Here is a 16,554-nt window from a genome sequence, read left to right on the forward strand (position 1 = left end):
GTAATGACAACGCAACCCCACTCCCCTAAAGCCCGCCCGGAAGCGCTGGCGGAACGGGTTTATCAGGCGCTGAAGGCCGATATCTTCGCCTTTCGCCTGATGCCCGGCGATCGCTTCAGCGAAAGCGAAATCGCCGGACGGATGGCGGTCAGCCGCACCCCGGTCCGTCAGGCGCTGTTCCGGCTGGAACGCGAAGGCTTTGTCGACGTCTGGTTTCGCAGCGGCTGGCAGATTAAGAACTTCGATTTCGCCTGGTTCGAATCGCTGTATGACCTGCGCACCGTGCTGGAGTGCGAGGCGGTCAAACGCCTCTGCGCCCTGCCCGCGCCGCAGTGTGCCGCGCTGTTAAACGAACTGAACCAGTTCTGGTGCGAGGCGGAGGCGCTTACAGAGGGCCTGGTGGTGTCGCAGCATGACGAAGCGTTTCACATGACGCTGGTGGCGGCAGCGGGTAACCCGGAGATGGCACGCATTCACGCCGAACTCACCGAGAAGATCCGCATTATCCGCCGGCTCGACTTCACTCGTGACGATCGCATCTGTGCCACTTATCAGGAACATGCACAGATTTTACAGGCGATTTTTCAGCAGCAGACCGCCGGGGCGCAACGCATCCTGACCGATCACATCGCCGTGAGTAAGGCGGAGGTCAGAAAGATCACGCTGCACCGCCTTCAGCAGGCCCGGCTCCAGCTCACCGAATAACACAACAACTACTCAGGGGTTTCAGATGATGAAAAGACGTTCGTTGATCAAGGCTTTCGCCCTCTCCGCCACCGTTGTCAGCATGGGGTTCGCCTGGAGTGCGCAGGCGGCTGACACCATCAAAGTGGGGATCATGCATTCGCTCTCCGGCACCATGGCGATTTCGGAAACGCCGCTGAAAGATGTGGCGCTGATGACCATTGATGAGATCAACGCCAAAGGAGGCGTGCTGGGGAAAAAGCTGGAGCCGGTGGTAGTCGATCCCGCCTCTAACTGGCCGCTGTTTGCCGAGAAGGCGCGGCAGCTGCTGACTCAGGATAAGGCGGCGGTGGTGTTTGGCTGCTGGACCTCGGTGTCGCGCAAATCGGTGCTGCCGGTGTTTGAAGAGCTGAACGGCCTGCTGTTCTATCCGGTGCAGTATGAAGGGGAAGAGATGTCACCCAACGTCTTCTACACCGGCGCTGCGCCTAACCAGCAGGCGATTCCGGCGGTGGAATACCTGATGAGCGAAGATGGCGGCAGCGCGAAACGCTTCTTCCTGCTTGGTACCGACTATGTCTATCCGCGTACTACCAACAAGATCCTGCGCGCCTTCCTGCACAGCAAAGGCGTGGCGGATAAAGATATCGAAGAGGTCTACACGCCGTTTGGTTACAGCGACTACCAGACCATTGTCTCCAACATCAAAAAGTTTGCGGCTGGCGGCAAAACGGCGGTGGTGTCGACCATCAACGGCGACTCCAACGTGCCGTTCTACAAAGAGCTGGCGAACCAGGGGATTAAAGCCACTGACATACCGGTGGTCGCCTTCTCGGTGGGCGAAGAGGAGCTGCGCGGCATCGACACCAAACCGCTGGTGGGTCAGTTAGCCGCCTGGAACTATTTCGAGTCTATCGATAATCCGACCAACGCGAAGTTTGTCGCCGACTACCGCGCATATGCCAAAGCACATAACCTGCCGAACGCCGCCACCGTCGTCACCAACGACCCGATGGAAGCGACCTATGTTGGCATTCATATGTGGGCGCAGGCGGTGGAAAAAGCAGGCACCACGGATGTGGACAAAGTGCGGGCGGCGATGGCCGGTCAGACCTTTAAAGCGCCGGATGGCTTTACCCTGACCATGGATCAGACCAACCATCATCTGCATAAGCCGGTCATGATTGGCGAAGTGGAAGAGAACGGCCAGTTCAGCGTGGTGTGGCAGACCGATCAGCCGGTACGCGCGCAGCCGTGGAGCCCGTACATTGCCGGTAACGACAAAAAACCCGATCACCCGGTGAAGACCGCGCAGTAATCGCGGGTTGCTGATAGATACGCAGCGTCACCCGCTGTGAAGCGGCAGCACGGCACCCCGCCGTGCTGCCCTCCCCTGACGAGGCTCCTTTTATGAATCTATGTCGCTGCTTTTTCAGCCTGCTGCTGCTGATGCCGCTGTTGGCCAGTGCCGGACCGGCGGCTGACTTTGCCGCCGCCAGCCGCAGTCAGCAGGCCACGCTGCTGCAACAGTGGGCCGCCGCACCGGACAGCCATCGCCTGCCGCTGCTGGAAGCGCTGCATGCCGAAACGGTGGTCATCGACCAGAATAAACAGCCGTTCAGCCAGCAGGGAGCCACGCTGCAGCCGCTGGATGCGGTGGCGCATCCCACGGGAAACCTGAAAAAGCTGTTTATGAACAATCGCCTGCGCGTGCTGGTTAACAACGCGCTGGCCGCCCACCAGCTTGTCAGCACTGATACGGCCCTGCGTCTGCGTGCAGCGCAGCAGCTGCAAAGTGAGGGCGTTGCCGACCAGCTGCCGCTGCTGGAGCAGCGTTTTGCCGCCGAGCAGGACAGCCGGGTTCATGCCGCACTGGCACTGGCGCTGGCGAATCTGCAACTGGCGGATGGCGAGCCGATGGTGCGCCTGCGGGCGGTGAAACTGCTGGGTGAGTCCAGCGATCCCAATACGCAAGCCAGCCTGCAACGCCTGACCCAGCCCGCGAATGAGCCGGACGCCACGGTACGGGCCGCCGCGGCGGAAAGTCTGCAACAGATTCAGAAACGGCTGATGTGGGGCGATCTGCTGGGGCAGGCCTTCAGCGGCCTGTCGCTGGGTTCCATCCTGCTGCTGGCCGCGCTGGGTCTGGCGATCACCTATGGCCTGCTCGGGGTGATCAACATGGCGCACGGTGAAATGCTGATGCTCGGTGCTTACGCCACCTGGTGGGTACAGAGCCTGTTTCAGCAGTTTGCGCCGCACTATTTAGCCTGGTATCCGCTGCTGGCGCTGCCGGTCGCCTTTCTGGTCACCGCCGCCATCGGCATGGCGCTGGAACGCACGGTGATCCGCCATCTCTATGGCCGTCCGCTGGAGACGCTGCTCGCCACCTGGGGGATCAGCCTGATGCTGATCCAGCTGGTGCGGGTGCTGTTCGGGGCGCAAAACCTGGAGGTGGCGAATCCGGCGTGGCTCTCCGGCGGCTTACAGCTGCTGCCCAATCTGGTGCTGCCGTGGAACCGCATCGCGGTGATCCTGTTTGTGGTGTTTGTGCTGGCGCTCACCTGGCTGCTGCTGAACCGGACCCGCCTTGGCATGAACGTGCGCGCCGTGACCCAGAACCGCGCCATGGCGGATTGCTGCGGCGTGCCGACCGGTCGCGTCGATATGCTGGCGTTTGGACTCGGCTCGGGCATTGCCGGGCTGGGTGGCGTGGCGCTGTCGCAGCTCGGTAACGTCGGACCGGAGCTGGGCCAGGGCTACATTATCGACTCGTTCCTGGTGGTGGTGCTGGGTGGCGTCGGTCAGCTGGCGGGCACCGTGGTTGCCGCGTTCAGCCTGGGCATTCTCAACAAAGTGCTGGAGCCGCAGATTGGCGCCGTGCTGGGCAAGATCCTGATTCTGGTGATTATCGTGCTGTTTATTCAGAAACGTCCGCAGGGGCTGTTTGCGGTAAAAGGAAGGGTGACTGACTGATGACGCAACCCATCACGCTTCGCGTGGCGCGCACCGCGCCGCGCCTGACCATCAGCATTGGCCTGGCGATTACCGTAGCGCTCCTGGTGATGCCGTTTCTGGCGCTGCTGCCCGCCACGCATCCGCTGGCGATCTCCACCTATACCCTGACGCTGGTCGGCAAAATCCTCTGCTACGCGGTGGTCGCGGTGGCGCTGGATCTGGTGTGGGGCTACGCCGGACTGCTGTCGCTGGGCCACGGCCTCTTTTTCGCCCTGGGTGGATATGCCATGGGCATGTACCTGATGCGCCAGGCCGCAGGCGAGGGTTTACCCGCCTTTATGTCCTTTCTCTCCTGGCGGGAACTACCCTGGTTCTGGACCGGCACCGACTATTTCGTCTGGGCGCTCTGCCTGAGCATGCTGGTGCCGGGCCTGCTGGCGCTGATTTTTGGCTTCTTCGCCTTTCGCTCGAAGATTAAAGGCGTCTACTTCTCCATCATGACCCAGGCGCTGACCTACGCCGGGATGCTGCTGTTCTTCCGCAACGAAACCGGTTTTGGCGGCAACAATGGCTTTACCGGCTTTACCACCCTGCTCGGCTTTTCGGTAACGGCAACCCCCACCCGTATCGGGCTGTTTATCGCCACGGTGCTGCTGCTGCTGCTGAGCCTGGCGATCGGCTTCGCCCTGGCGCGCAGCAAATTTGGCCGGGTGCTGACTGCGGTGCGGGATGCGGAGAACCGTCTGATGTTCTGTGGTTACGACCCGCGCGGTTTCAAGCTTTTTGTCTGGACGCTCTCCGCCGTGCTGTGCGGCCTGGCCGGGGCGCTCTATGTGCCGCAGGTCGGCATTATCAATCCGGGTGAGATGTCACCGGCCAATTCGATTGAAGCGGCGATCTGGGTGGCGCTGGGCGGACGCGGCACGCTGATAGGCCCGCTGCTGGGTGCCGCGATTGTTAACGGCGCACGCAGCTTCTTCACCGTCGCCTTCCCCGAATACTGGCTCTTTTTCCTGGGGCTGATGTTTATCCTGGTCACGCTGTTTCTGCCGCACGGCGTGATTGGCCTGCTGCGCCGGAGGAAAAAATGAGTGATGCCCTGTTTACCCAAACTCAACTGGCGGATCGCCATCGGGTGCAGCGCGATCCGGTGCTGCAACTGGAGAAGATCAGCGTGTCGTTTGAAGGCTTCCGGGCGCTGACCGATCTTTCGCTGCAGATCGGCGTCGGGGAACTGCGCTGCGTGATCGGCCCCAACGGTGCGGGCAAAACCACGCTGATGGATGTGATCACCGGCAAAACCCGGCCCGACGCCGGCCGGGTGATCTACGACCAGGACAGCGATCTGACCCGTCTCTCACCGGTTGAGATCGCCCGCGCCGGGATCGGCCGCAAGTTCCAGAAGCCCACGGTGTTTGAGGCGTTAACCGTGTTCGAAAATCTGGAGATCGCGCTTAAAGCCGATAAATCGGTCTGGGCCAGCCTGCGCGCCCGCCTCAGCGGCGAACAGCGTGACCGCATTGATGAGGTGCTGAAACTGCTGCGGCTGGGCGGCGAACGCCAGCGTCGCGCGGGCCTGCTGTCGCATGGCCAGAAGCAGTTTCTGGAGATCGGCATGCTGCTGGTGCAGGAGCCGCATCTGCTGCTGCTGGATGAACCGGCCGCGGGCATGACCGATGCCGAAACGGACTACACCGCCGAGCTGTTCCGCAGCCTGGCGGGCAAGCATTCGCTGATGGTGGTGGAGCATGACATGGGCTTTGTCGAAACCATTGCCGACCACGTGACGGTGCTGCATCAGGGTCAGGTGCTGGCCGAGGGTTCGCTGCGCGACGTGCAGGCCAACGAGCAGGTTATCGACGTTTATCTGGGGCGCTGAAATGTTACAGGTTACTGAACTGAATCAATATTATGGCGGCAGTCATATTCTGCGCGGCCTGTCGTTTGAGGTAAAGATTGGCGAAATCACCTGTCTGCTGGGGCGCAATGGCGTTGGGAAGACCACGCTGCTGAAATGCCTGATGGGGCTGATCCCGGCGAAGTCGGGCGAGATTCACTGGCAGCAGCAGCGCATGAATGGCCGCAAGCCGCACCAGCGGGTGCAGGCTGGCATCGGCTATGTGCCCCAGGGGCGGGAAATCTTTCCGCGTCTGACGGTGGAAGAGAATCTGCTGATGGGGCTGTCACGCTTTCCGGCTGCGCAGGCGCGTGAAGTGCCGGAGGAGATCTACCAGCTCTTTCCGGTGCTGCTGGCGATGAAGTCACGCCGGGGCGGCGACCTCTCTGGCGGTCAGCAGCAGCAGCTGGCGATTGGCCGGGCGCTGGCCTGTCGGCCCCAGCTGTTGATCCTTGATGAGCCGACCGAAGGGATCCAGCCTTCGGTGATCAAAGAGATCGGCGCGGTGATCCGCCAGCTGGCGCAACGGGGAGATATGGCGATCCTGCTGGTGGAGCAGTTTTATGACTTCGCGGCGGAGCTGGCGGACAGCTATCTGGTGATGTCGCGCGGAGAAATTGTGCAGCGTGGCCGCGGCGACACCATGGAAGCAGAGGGTGTGCGCGGCCTGGTGGCAATTTAAACCCGGCTCAGAGTAAGCCGGTCTCGACAGAAAAGTGGCGCTGTTCACCGTGCGCCAGGGTGATCAGCGTGCCAGCCTGCTGCGCGGCAAGAAAGCCCTCTGGCCGGCAGGTGGCGGGCAGAATATAGGCCGCCACCTGCTGATCGTGGTTGTGCAGCAGCCAGCGAGTGGCGTGCGGGAACTGTGCGGTAGAGAAGCGCGTCATCAACGCATAGCCCTGCGGCGCATGCAGCTCAAACTGCACCTCATCGCCATACTGAGGCAGATCGTCCGCGAAGAAGACGATCTCCGGATCGCAGAGCTGCGGCTGATCGAGCTGCTGTAACGCCTGCGGATCGCGCGCCAGCCGATCGGTGTAATCCCGCCAGGCGGGCGTCGGTCGCAGATGCGCCGGGATCGAGCGACGCAGCTGGAATGCCTGTTCGGGGATCGACTGCCGGAAGCGGCCCTGATCGATCCACGCGCTGTTGAGGTGACACATATACTGCAGCGGCATCGGCGCGCCAGCCAGATTAGTGACTGTCATCTCAATCGTCAGCCGGGGCTGGCTGGCCGGAATGCGGACGGCGGGTGCGGCCAGGTAGTGATGGCCGAAGCCTTTGACATATTCACACTCCCCTTCCAGCGACAGCGTCTGATCCTCCAGCACCAGCCAGGCGCTGTCCATACGGGCGCAGGCCATCTCACCGTGCAGCGGATGATCGTCCTCTGGTGCGGGACAGCCGTTGGCCAGCAGTCCCGAATGAAACGCAAAACAGCCATAGGTGTCGATGATCGAATTTGCGGGCAGCGGCTGCTTAAAACTATGGCCCATGGTCAGGTTATGATTGTCGAACTCTGCGTCCCAGATCATCTGCCCGAGAAACGGCAGCACGGTCACGCTGCCACGCCGGTTATGAATGCGCACCGCCTCAATGCCCGCCGGATAACGAAACAGCTCAACCCGGAAATCATCGCTCTCCAGCAGCACCCAGGGTGTGGTGTGAAACTGTTCACGCGCTAAGGGTAAACGGGTTTTCATGGTAACTACTCCGCCAGACGACCGGTCGCAACCGGCTGTTTTTTATGGCGCAGTTCGCCATAGAAGTAGAATCCGACCCAGGCGAAACAGAGCAGCGAGACGCCAAATGCCAGCTGCATTGAACCCAGTGAGTCCGAAACCAGGCCCTGCAGCGCCGGGACAAAGGCCGCACCGACAATCGCCATCACGATAAACGCGCCCGCGACTTCGGTGTATTTGTTATCGACCGTCGCCAGCGTTCCCGCGTAGATCGTTGCCCAGCAGGGACCAAACAGCACGCTGACAAAAACGGCGGCGTAGACGGCGGTAAAGTTCGGCACCAGCATCACATAAGCCAGCGTCAGCACGCCCAGCACCGAATAGGCAATCAGCACCTTCTCGGCGCGGAAACGGGTCATCAGGAAGTTCGCCACGAACTTGCCGATAAAGAAGCAGATGAAGCTGTAGATCATAAAGTTCGAGGCGTGACGTTCATTAGTCGCCCCCAGCGTCAGCGCCAGACGAATGGTAAACGACCAGACGGCCACCTGCATGCCGACATAGAGGAACTGAGTCACAATTCCGCGTTTAAAGTGTCGGTTGCCAGCCAGATAGCGGAAGGTCTCGCCCAGCGAGGGGCGCGACCTCTCGCTGCTTTCGGGTTTACAGCGCGGATAGCGGGTGAACATAAACAGCAGCATCACCACCACCAGCACCATCACCAGATATTTGTAGGGCTCCAGCGTGTGTTCCAGCATCGTCAGGCGGAACGCATGTGCCTGCTCTGCCGTCATGGTCGCCATCTGACTCTCCAGGCTGTCGCCGTCCTGGAACACCAGATATTTACCCAGCACGATCCCCATCAGTGCACCGATCGGATAGAAGGTCTGGCTGACGTTGAGCCGGAGCGTGGCGTGATCACGATGGCCAATCATCGAGCTGTAGGTGTTGGCAGCGGTTTCCAGGAAACTCAGGCCGATGGCGATGGCAAATATCGCCGCCAGGAACATGGTGTAGGTCGCCATGTGCGAGGCGGGATAGAAGGCGATACAGCCGGCAATGTAGAGCGCCAGGCCGATCATGATCGCCATCTTGTAACTGGTCTTGCGGATCACCAGCGACGCGGGGATCGCAATCAGAAAATAGCCGCCATAAAAGGCACTCTGCACCAGCGCACTGGCAAAGTCGCTCAGGGCAAATACGCTTTTAAACTGAGTGATCAGGATATCGTTAAGACTCGCCGCACAGCCCCAGAGCGGAAAGAGGCACGACAGCAGAATGAACTGGAACAGCGGCGTTTTATTCAGATAGCCATCAGATTGCTGAACAATTTTCTGTTGCATGGCAGACCCTCAGTTACGGTTGAGAAAGCGCTGGAAACTCTCTGCGTCGGGATAGGCGCGCTGGGTGCCGCGCCCGGTGACGCTGCAGGCGGCATAGGCAGACGCCTGGGTCATGGCGGCGGCCACATCGCCGGTTTCCACCAGCAGATACGCAAAGCAGCCGATAAAGGCATCGCCCGCGCCGCTGGTGTCAACCGCCTGAACCGGTGTGGCATCCACGCGATGGATCTCGTCGCCGCTCATCCAGACCGATCCCCGGCTGCCCAGGGTGATGATCAGATTTTTAAGGCCGCGCTTCAGCAGCGACTGTCCGGCGAGGATCACCTCTTCATCGCTGCTGACCGGCAGACCGGTGAGGATCTCCAGCTCGGTTTCATTGGGCATAAAGAAGTCGCATTTGCAGGCGTAATCAATATCAAGCGTGGCGACGGCCGGAGCCGGATTAAGGATCACTGTGATCTGATGCTGGCGGGCAAAATCGATGGCGTAATAGACCGTCTCCAGTGGGATCTCCAGCTGCAGGATGATCAGCTGGCAGGCTTTCAGCGCCTCTGCCGCGTCGTCGATATCGGCCGGTTTCAGCTGCTGGTTAGCACCTTTGATAATCAGAATGCGGTTCTGCGACTGGTCATCGACAAAAATCGGTGCCACGCCGCTGGAGGTGCCCGGTGCGGTGGTGACGAAGCGCGTGTCCACGCCCTGCTGCTGAAGATTTGCAACGGTGTTCGGAGCAAAGAGATCGTCACCGACCTTGCTGACCATCATCACGTTGCCGCCCATTTTTGCCGCCGCGACCGCCTGGTTGGCCCCTTTACCGCCGCAGCCAATGGCAAAGTCGGGCGCTTCAAGGGTTTCGCCCGCTTTCGGCAGGCTGTTGGTATAGGTAATCAGATCGACCATGTTTGAGCCGATGACCGCAATTGTCATGACCTTTTCTCCCGGATGTTTTTTAAACTTAAAATGTTATTAAAGTAACAATAACAATTCTTAAAGGTTAAATATGTGACAAAAACCACATCCTGAGGCGGTGAGAATAGGCAAATTACGCCATAAAATGGGATTTTCAGTGTTATTATTATAACAAGCTAACATCACTGAACGCGCTGTATGAAAGCCACAACCGCCTGTGGTGACGTGCCGATATCACCACGCGCTGACAGCACGGCGGAGGTTTGCGGCCCTCACGGAATGCGGGTAAGATTGACTGCCAGCCTGGCGGATGAGACGCAACTCATTCAAATCTGTGAGGTTTGTAGCGTATTGACGTCGATCCCGGCGTCTTTCTTCCGCACTGCAGGATAGGGAACAGAGAGATGACCATGGAAACCCGGCGCGACGAACGCATTCACAAGCTGACGCAGGCGCTGAAACGCACCGACAAACTGCATCTGAAAGATGCGGCCCAGCTGCTTGGCGTCTCAGAGATGACGGTTCGCCGCGATTTAACCGAGCCGGGCTCCAGCGTGGTCCTGCTGGGCGGCTATATCGTCAGCGATCCGAAAAGTCATGCCAGCCACTATTTTGTCAGCGATCAGCATGGCCAGAATGCCGCCAGAAAGCAGCGACTGGCACAGGCGGCCGCCAGCCTGATCAATGAGAACGACACGGTCTTTTTTGACTGCGGCACTACCCTGCCCTACATCGTAGATGCGATTCCCGACACCCTGTCGTTTACCGCCATCTGCTGCGCCATGAATACCTTTCTGACCCTGAAAGAGAAACCGGCCTGTAACGTGATTCTCAGCGGCGGTGAATTTCATGCCGACAACGCGCTGTTTACGCCGATTGGCGTGCATACCATCCTTGACGATCTCTGCCCGACGCTGGCCTTTATCTCTGCGGCGGGCATCGATAAAGATCAGGGCGCAACCTGCTACAACACCAATGAGCTGATGATGAAACATCACGCCATGCTGCGCGCCCGAAAGTCGGTGCTGGTGGCTGACAGCAGTAAATATGGCAAGGTGCTGCCTGCCCGCATCGCCGAGCTGCAGCGCTTTGATCTGCTGGTGAGTGACAGCGCGCCCGATCAGGCGTTGCAAAACTGGCTGGCCCAGCAGGCGATCCCGCTGCGCCTGCCCTGACGCCTCTTTCTGACATCCTCTCCTGACCCTGTCAGCGATTGAGCGTGGAAATCAGTCAGTTATGCCTGGCATCGCCTGGCATCGGCTCCGCCACGCTAATATTCGCCGCCCCCCGGCTGGGATTAAACGGTGAAAAAGGCTAAACTTCGACATCATTCAAACGACCAACAGACCCAGAGGCTCAAACCAACGTGGCTCAATTCGTCTATAGCATGCATCGCGTCGGCAAAGTGGTTCCGCCGAAGCGACATATCCTGAAAAACATCTCGCTCAGCTTCTTCCCTGGCGCAAAAATTGGCGTACTCGGCCTGAACGGCGCGGGTAAATCTACCCTGCTGCGCATCATGGCCGGCATCGATAAAGATATCGAAGGGGAAGCGCGTCCGCAGCCAGGCCTCAAGATTGGCTACCTGCCGCAGGAACCGCAGCTTAACCTTGAACACACCGTGCGTGAGTCGGTAGAAGAAGCGCTGTCAGAAGTCGTTGGCGCACTGAAGCGTCTCGACGAAGTCTATGCGCTCTATGCTGAAGAAGATGCAGACTTCGACAAACTGGCCGCGGAACAGGGCCGTCTGGAAGAGATCATCCAGGCTCACGATGGTCACAACCTGAATACCCAGCTGGAACGTGCTGCCGATGCGCTGCGCCTGCCTGACTGGGACGCGAAAATTGCCACCCTTTCCGGTGGTGAACGTCGTCGCGTCGCCCTCTGCCGCCTGCTGCTGGAAAAACCAGACATGCTGCTGCTGGACGAACCAACGAACCACCTGGACGCCGAATCTGTCGCCTGGCTGGAGCGCTTCCTGCACGACTTCGAAGGCACCGTCGTCGCGATTACGCATGACCGTTACTTCCTGGATAACGTTGCAGGCTGGATTCTGGAACTTGACCGCGGTGAAGGGATTCCGTGGGAAGGTAACTACTCCTCCTGGCTGGAGCAGAAAGATGCGCGTCTGGCGCAGGAAGCCTCCTCTGAAGCCGCTCGTCGCAAGTCGATTGAGAAAGAGCTGGAGTGGGTACGCAAAGGGCCAAAAGGCCAGCAGTCTAAAGGCAAAGCCCGTCTGGCACGCTTTGAAGAGCTGAACAACACCGACTACCAGAAACGTAACGAAACCAACGAACTGTTCATTCCGCCAGGTGCCCGTCTGGGTGACAAAGTGCTGGAAGTCAGCAATCTGCGTAAGTCTTATGGCGACCGTGTGCTGATTGACGATCTCTCGTTCTCGGTACCGAAAGGCGCGATTGTCGGGATTATCGGTCCAAACGGCGCGGGTAAATCAACGCTGTTCCGCATGATGTCTGGTCAGGAACAACCTGATTCTGGCGAGATTGTACTGGGTGAAACCGTCAAGCTGGCCTCTGTGGATCAGTTCCGCGACAGCATGGATAACGCCAAAACCGTGTGGGAAGAAGTTTCCGGCGGTCAGGACATCATGCGCATCGGTAACACCGAGATGCCAAGCCGCGCCTATGTCGGCCGCTTTAACTTTAAAGGCGTCGATCAGGGCAAACGCGTAGGCGAACTGTCGGGTGGTGAGCGTGGTCGTCTGCACCTCGCGAAGCTGCTGCAGGTTGGCGGCAACATGCTGCTGCTCGATGAACCAACCAACGACCTGGACATTGAAACCCTGCGCGCGCTGGAAAACGCCCTGCTGGAGTTCCCGGGTTGTGCCATGGTGATCTCGCATGACCGCTGGTTCCTGGACCGTATCGCCACGCACATCCTGGATTATCAGGATGAGGGCAACATCGAATTCTTCGAAGGTAACTTTACCGAATATGAAGAGTACAAGAAGCGTACCCTCGGCGCCGAAGCGCTGGAGCCGAAGCGCATCAAGTATAAGCGTATGACGAAGTAATCGAATAATAGGGCGGCAGCGATGTCGTAATGCTGGTCAGTTAAGATTAGATTTGTAAAGGCTGCCACGGTCAAACGTGGCAGCCTTTTTTTCCGGGCGAGCGAGCCGCAGTGCGGGCCAGCGCACCTCTGCTGCTGCCGGGCCGTCCTCGCGCCGCTCACGCGGTACCTTCGGCTTTGACGGCGTGCCGACGAACCGTTCGGGGATCGGCCCTCCCTGGCCGGCCCCGAACTGTCCACGCTTCCCGGCGTGGACTTCTGGCCCACCGTCACGCCTCAGCGCTGCGGATAGCCCTTTCAGCAGCAGAGGCGCTCAGGCCTCCACTCTCGTGCCCTTTTTTAACAATACACACTGAAGTTTCAGAGCAGGCCGGTGCAGGGCAGGGGCAGGCAATCCGCAGCGCTGAACAGAATGAGTCTGCCAGGAGAGCCCGCAGGACGCGGGCGAAAGGCGGGGCGGCACAGGATGTGCCATCCCCGGCGGTCCGTCAGGCAGAGGAATGAAGTGAAGGAACCGCGCAGCGGCGCGAGGACCGCCAGCCCCTGCCCGGCACCAGACTGCGTTATCACCTGTCGCTTAACTGACTGGCATCAGGCTGCGATGTCGCCTTTTTTTATGGATTTATTAGCGATAAAACTCCCTGAACACCGGTGACTGCAGCGCGAATTCAATAAACCGCGCCAGCGCAGGTGAATTCAGTTTACGGCCCGGATAGACCAGCCACAGCTCATTCCCCTCGATTTCCCATTCCGGCAGTACCGGCACCAGCCGGGGATCCGCCATCGCCCCATCGGTCAGAAAGTGCGGCAGCAGCGTAATGCCCGCATCGCCCAGCGCAGATTCGCGCGCATAGAGTAAATTATCCGTGAGATGGCCTGGCGGCAGCAGCCAGCGGTAGAACTCGTCATCGCGCTGCAACACCCATTCATTCCAGGCGCGATGTGCTATACAGCGGTGGGCCGACAACTGCTGTGGATGAACCAGCGGCGGATGCTGATCAAGATAGCGCTGTGAAGCGACCAGCAGTCGCGGGCAGTTGCCTATACGGCGGCCAATCAGCGAAGACTCCTGCGGCTGACCGGTGCGCAGCGCCACATCAAAGCCCTCCTGCACCAGATCACGCATCTCATCGGAGATCGAGACATCCAGCGTCACATCGGGATAGAGACGTAAAAACGCCGCGTTACAGCGCGCCAGCAGCGTGGCACCAATCCCCGCCGGGCTGGTGATACGCAGACGCCCGCTGGGATTTTCACGCAGGCTGGCGATCGCCTGATCGGCGCGTTCACTGGCCTGCATCATCTCCTGGCAATGCAGCAGATAGCGCTCACCCGCAAAGGTCAGATTGAGCTGGCGGGTGGTGCGGTTCAGCAGACGAATCCCCAGCCGCTGCTCCAGCTGGCTGATGCGCTGACTGACGCTCGATTTTGGCAGCCCTGCGCGTTCTGCCGCGCCGGTAAAGCTGCCGCACTCCGCCACCAGCGCAAACAGTGCCATATCCTGCCACTGACGAAATGCCATTGTTCACCTCAGACGAACACTCTATGAAAGATTGTCCATCTTATCACTGCTAAAATCAGGTTCTACACTTAAAGCCTGTTCCGAATCATCAGCCAGTCTGCCACAGACAGTGTGGCACAGCCCCTGCGGAGTGTGAGCACTCTTCAGGGCCAGAATGGCAACCACCAGATCCAGGCTTCCAGCCTGACTAAACAGGAAAAATGTATGTCTATTCGCGCTATCGCAATTAATCCGGAAAGTCCTGAAAAATTTACTGAAATTTTCCCTGATACCCCAGCGCCAGGGGAGTATGACCTGCGGGTCGAAGTCAAAGCCGCGTCGGTCAACCCGGTCGATACCAAGGTTCACAAAGGGGCGAAGAAGAGCGGACTAGAGCAGCCACGCATCCTCGGCTGGGATGCCAGCGGTGTGGTGCTGGAAGTGGGCAGCAAAGTCAGCAACTTTAAGCCAGGCGATAAAGTTTTTTATGCGGGTGACCTGACCCGTCCTGGCAGTAACAGCACCGAGCAGCTGGTTGACTCACGCATTACCGGTCACAAGCCAGAGAGCCTGGACTGGGCGCAGTCCGCCGCGATCCCGCTGACGGCCCTGACCGCCTGGGAAGGACTGTTTGAGCGACTGAACCTTGAGTCAGCAACGGAAGATCAGACGCTGCTGATCGTGGGCGGCGCAGGCGGCGTCGGATCGCTGGCGATCCCGCTGGCGAAACTGCGCAGCAAGGTGAAGATCATTGCCACCGCTTCGCGTGAAGATTCCGCGCAGTGGTGCCGCGATCGCGGCGCCGATCTGGTGATCAACTACAAAGATATGATTGGTGAGCTGGAAAAACAGGGCATTAAACAGGTCGATTATATCTTCTGCCTGAATGATACCGACGGTCACTGGGAGACCATGGCAAAGCTGATCGCCCCGCAGGGCCATATCTGCACCATCGTGGAAAACGAACATCCGCTGTCGATGGATCAGCTGAAGCTGAAGAGTGCTGCCCTGCATTTCGAGCTGATGTACACCCGCAGCATGTTTAACACGCCGGATATGGCGCGTCAGGGTGAGATTCTGGATGCCGTCTCGGCGTTGCTGGATGAAGGTAAGCTGCAAACCACACTGAGCGAGACGCTGCACGGCTTAAGCGTTGAGACCTTAACTGCCGCCCATCAGCGCGTGCTGGAAGGCCACATGCGCGGCAAAGTAGTGATGGTGTATTAATGCGCTGACCCGGCTGCTCTGCGGCAGACCGGGTCACAGCATGCGTTACGGCTGGGCGTTTTTCTCGCCCAGCATCGCTTTCACCAGTTCAATGCAGCGCAGGAACCGGGTGTCATAATCATCTTCCTGCACGTGCAGGAACTCGATGTTGTTTTCCCGCAGCATCGTCACCAGCATCGACTGAAATTCCCGGCGATCCACGGAACTGCCCAGGCTGCGCAAGCCATCGGCAACCCACGGCACGTTGTTCTCCAGCAGAATCACCAGATCAAAGCGATATTCATCGATCAGTGCCTGCACAAACGGATGTTCACGCCCTTCATACTTCAGACAAAACGCCTGCGTGGTCACAAAGTCGGTGTCGATAAAGGCCACTTTATTGGCGTATTTAACCGCGAAATCGATGTACTGCGCCTGGCCCAGTGCGATCTTGTCGTAATCTGAATATTGCAGCGCCATTTCATCACCGCCCAGGTGGGAGAAGACATAGTCGCGGCCATATTCCCAGGCACTGGTGGTATTGAAGATGTTGGCGAGTTTATTCACCAGCGTCGATTTACCGCTCGACTCCCCGCCGAGGATCGCCACGGTGCGCACAAAGAAAGGTTTCACCTCGGTCGGGATATAATCCCAGAAGCGGAACGGATCCTGACGGATCTGCGCGCCGCTGATGCTCATAAAGGATCGGCTGGGATCGACCAGTACAGTCTGAATGCCAAGATGCTGCTGATACATCTCCGCATCGGGCGCTTCGCTGGTGTAGATGCAGTCCGGCGCAATACCGTGCTCGCTGAGAAACGCGCTGACGCCCTTACTCCAGACATCCCAGCCGTGTGGATAGGGCTCAATCCCCTCCTCATCAAAGGCGTGAATGCGGATATTTTTCTGATACTTAAAGGTCTGCAGCAGCCAGCGCAGTCGATCGCTGACCGTGGGCTGTTGTGACATCGCGCTGTTCTCAAACAGTTCGCGGTCACGTGGCTCGTCGTAGCCCATAATGATATGCAGCTCATCGACCTGGCTACAGGCACGCTGAATCAGATAGATATGGCCGGTGTGCAGCGGATAGAATTTACCAAACACCACGCCGACCGTTTTATCGCGGCGCGGAAACTCCAGACCCAGAAAACGGTGCAGCGCCTCCAGCTTTTGCGCGCTGGGGCTTTTGATTTTGGCATTGAGCAACTGGCTCAGATAGCCTTTGGTCATGCCGCTGGCATCAGCGACCTGTTGCAGCGTGTGGCCCTGCTGGCGAATGGCCGTTTTCAGATAATCAAACGACGACATGTCGTGCCTCCTGCATCAATGCGGTTAAGGTGG

General features: G+C 59.0%; 14 protein-coding genes. 9 read left to right on the forward strand and 5 right to left on the reverse strand.

Annotation, left to right across the window (positions count from 1 at the left end):
* Nucleotides 1-3 precede the first annotated feature (3 nt).
* From ACXKZD_RS16395 to urtE, 6 genes are all read left to right on the forward strand, one after another.
* On the forward strand, nt 4-705 hold the full coding sequence (locus ACXKZD_RS16395; protein WP_122889260.1) for a GntR family transcriptional regulator: 702 nt from the start codon (nt 4-6) through the stop codon (nt 703-705).
* Nucleotides 706-733: 28 nt separating this feature from the next.
* The gene (urtA, locus tag ACXKZD_RS16400) at nt 734-2,002 is read left to right on the forward strand and encodes an urea ABC transporter substrate-binding protein (RefSeq protein WP_031292851.1); all 1,269 of its coding nucleotides are present in this window, start codon (nt 734-736) and stop codon (nt 2,000-2,002) included.
* A 92-nt stretch (nt 2,003-2,094) separates the two neighbouring features.
* Nucleotides 2,095-3,660, forward strand: a complete 1,566-nt coding sequence (gene urtB / locus ACXKZD_RS16405) for an urea ABC transporter permease subunit UrtB (protein ID WP_342606124.1) — start codon at nt 2,095-2,097, stop codon at nt 3,658-3,660.
* Entirely contained in the window at nt 3,660-4,733 is a 1,074-nt protein-coding gene (gene urtC / locus ACXKZD_RS16410) for an urea ABC transporter permease subunit UrtC (protein ID WP_033769609.1), read from the forward strand. Before urtB ends, urtC begins: the two co-directional genes overlap by 1 nt.
* Nucleotides 4,730-5,521, forward strand: coding sequence for an urea ABC transporter ATP-binding protein UrtD (gene urtD / locus ACXKZD_RS16415; RefSeq protein WP_010671705.1), 792 nt, complete (start codon nt 4,730-4,732; stop codon nt 5,519-5,521). Before urtC ends, urtD begins: the two co-directional genes overlap by 4 nt.
* A gap of 1 nt (nt 5,522) precedes the next feature.
* Nucleotides 5,523-6,221, forward strand: coding sequence for an urea ABC transporter ATP-binding subunit UrtE (urtE, locus tag ACXKZD_RS16420; protein WP_061703615.1), 699 nt, complete (start codon nt 5,523-5,525; stop codon nt 6,219-6,221).
* Between the two features lie 7 nt (nt 6,222-6,228).
* Here the strand turns inward: urtE and ACXKZD_RS16425 are convergent, their stop codons facing one another.
* Genes ACXKZD_RS16425 through rbsK form a run of 3 tightly spaced genes read right to left on the reverse strand, consistent with a single transcriptional unit; the run spans nt 6,229 to nt 9,491 of the window.
* Complete coding sequence (locus ACXKZD_RS16425) at nt 6,229-7,242, reverse strand: aldose 1-epimerase family protein (protein WP_488981737.1); 1,014 nt, start codon at nt 7,240-7,242, stop codon at nt 6,229-6,231.
* A 5-nt stretch (nt 7,243-7,247) separates the two neighbouring features.
* Nucleotides 7,248-8,564 carry an L-fucose:H+ symporter permease gene (gene fucP, locus ACXKZD_RS16430; protein ID WP_488981738.1) on the reverse strand — a complete coding sequence of 439 codons (1,317 nt, stop codon included), beginning with the start codon at nt 8,562-8,564 and terminating at the stop codon, nt 7,248-7,250.
* 9 nt (nt 8,565-8,573) lie between these two features.
* Entirely contained in the window at nt 8,574-9,491 is a 918-nt protein-coding gene (gene rbsK / locus ACXKZD_RS16435; protein WP_033787409.1) for a ribokinase, read from the reverse strand.
* A gap of 392 nt (nt 9,492-9,883) precedes the next feature.
* Between rbsK and deoR the strand changes: the two genes are divergently transcribed.
* Both deoR and ettA read left to right on the forward strand, forming a co-directional pair.
* A complete protein-coding gene (gene deoR, locus ACXKZD_RS16440) occupies nt 9,884-10,648 on the forward strand; it encodes a DNA-binding transcriptional repressor DeoR (RefSeq protein WP_010253621.1) in 765 nt (254 codons plus the stop codon).
* Nucleotides 10,649-10,839: 191 nt separating this feature from the next.
* Entirely contained in the window at nt 10,840-12,507 is a 1,668-nt protein-coding gene (gene ettA, locus ACXKZD_RS16445; protein ID WP_031593292.1) for an energy-dependent translational throttle protein EttA, read from the forward strand.
* Between the two features lie 624 nt (nt 12,508-13,131).
* Here the strand turns inward: ettA and ACXKZD_RS16450 are convergent.
* Nucleotides 13,132-14,028: a LysR family transcriptional regulator gene (locus ACXKZD_RS16450; RefSeq protein ID WP_010253616.1), complete on the reverse strand. Its 897-nt coding sequence runs from the start codon at nt 14,026-14,028 to the stop codon at nt 13,132-13,134.
* Nucleotides 14,029-14,232: 204 nt separating this feature from the next.
* On the opposite strand from ACXKZD_RS16450, the gene ACXKZD_RS16455 reads away from it, so the two are divergent.
* Nucleotides 14,233-15,234 carry a zinc-binding alcohol dehydrogenase family protein gene (locus ACXKZD_RS16455; RefSeq protein ID WP_457184095.1) on the forward strand — a complete coding sequence of 334 codons (1,002 nt, stop codon included), beginning with the start codon at nt 14,233-14,235 and terminating at the stop codon, nt 15,232-15,234.
* 45 nt (nt 15,235-15,279) lie between these two features.
* Here ACXKZD_RS16455 and nadR read toward each other — a convergent pair whose 3' ends face one another.
* Nucleotides 15,280-16,521, reverse strand: coding sequence for a multifunctional transcriptional regulator/nicotinamide-nucleotide adenylyltransferase/ribosylnicotinamide kinase NadR (nadR, locus tag ACXKZD_RS16460; RefSeq protein ID WP_010253612.1), 1,242 nt, complete (start codon nt 16,519-16,521; stop codon nt 15,280-15,282).
* Nucleotides 16,522-16,554: the final 33 nt, after the last annotated feature.

The sequence above is a fragment of the Pantoea sp. ABR1s genome (assembly GCF_057812235.1).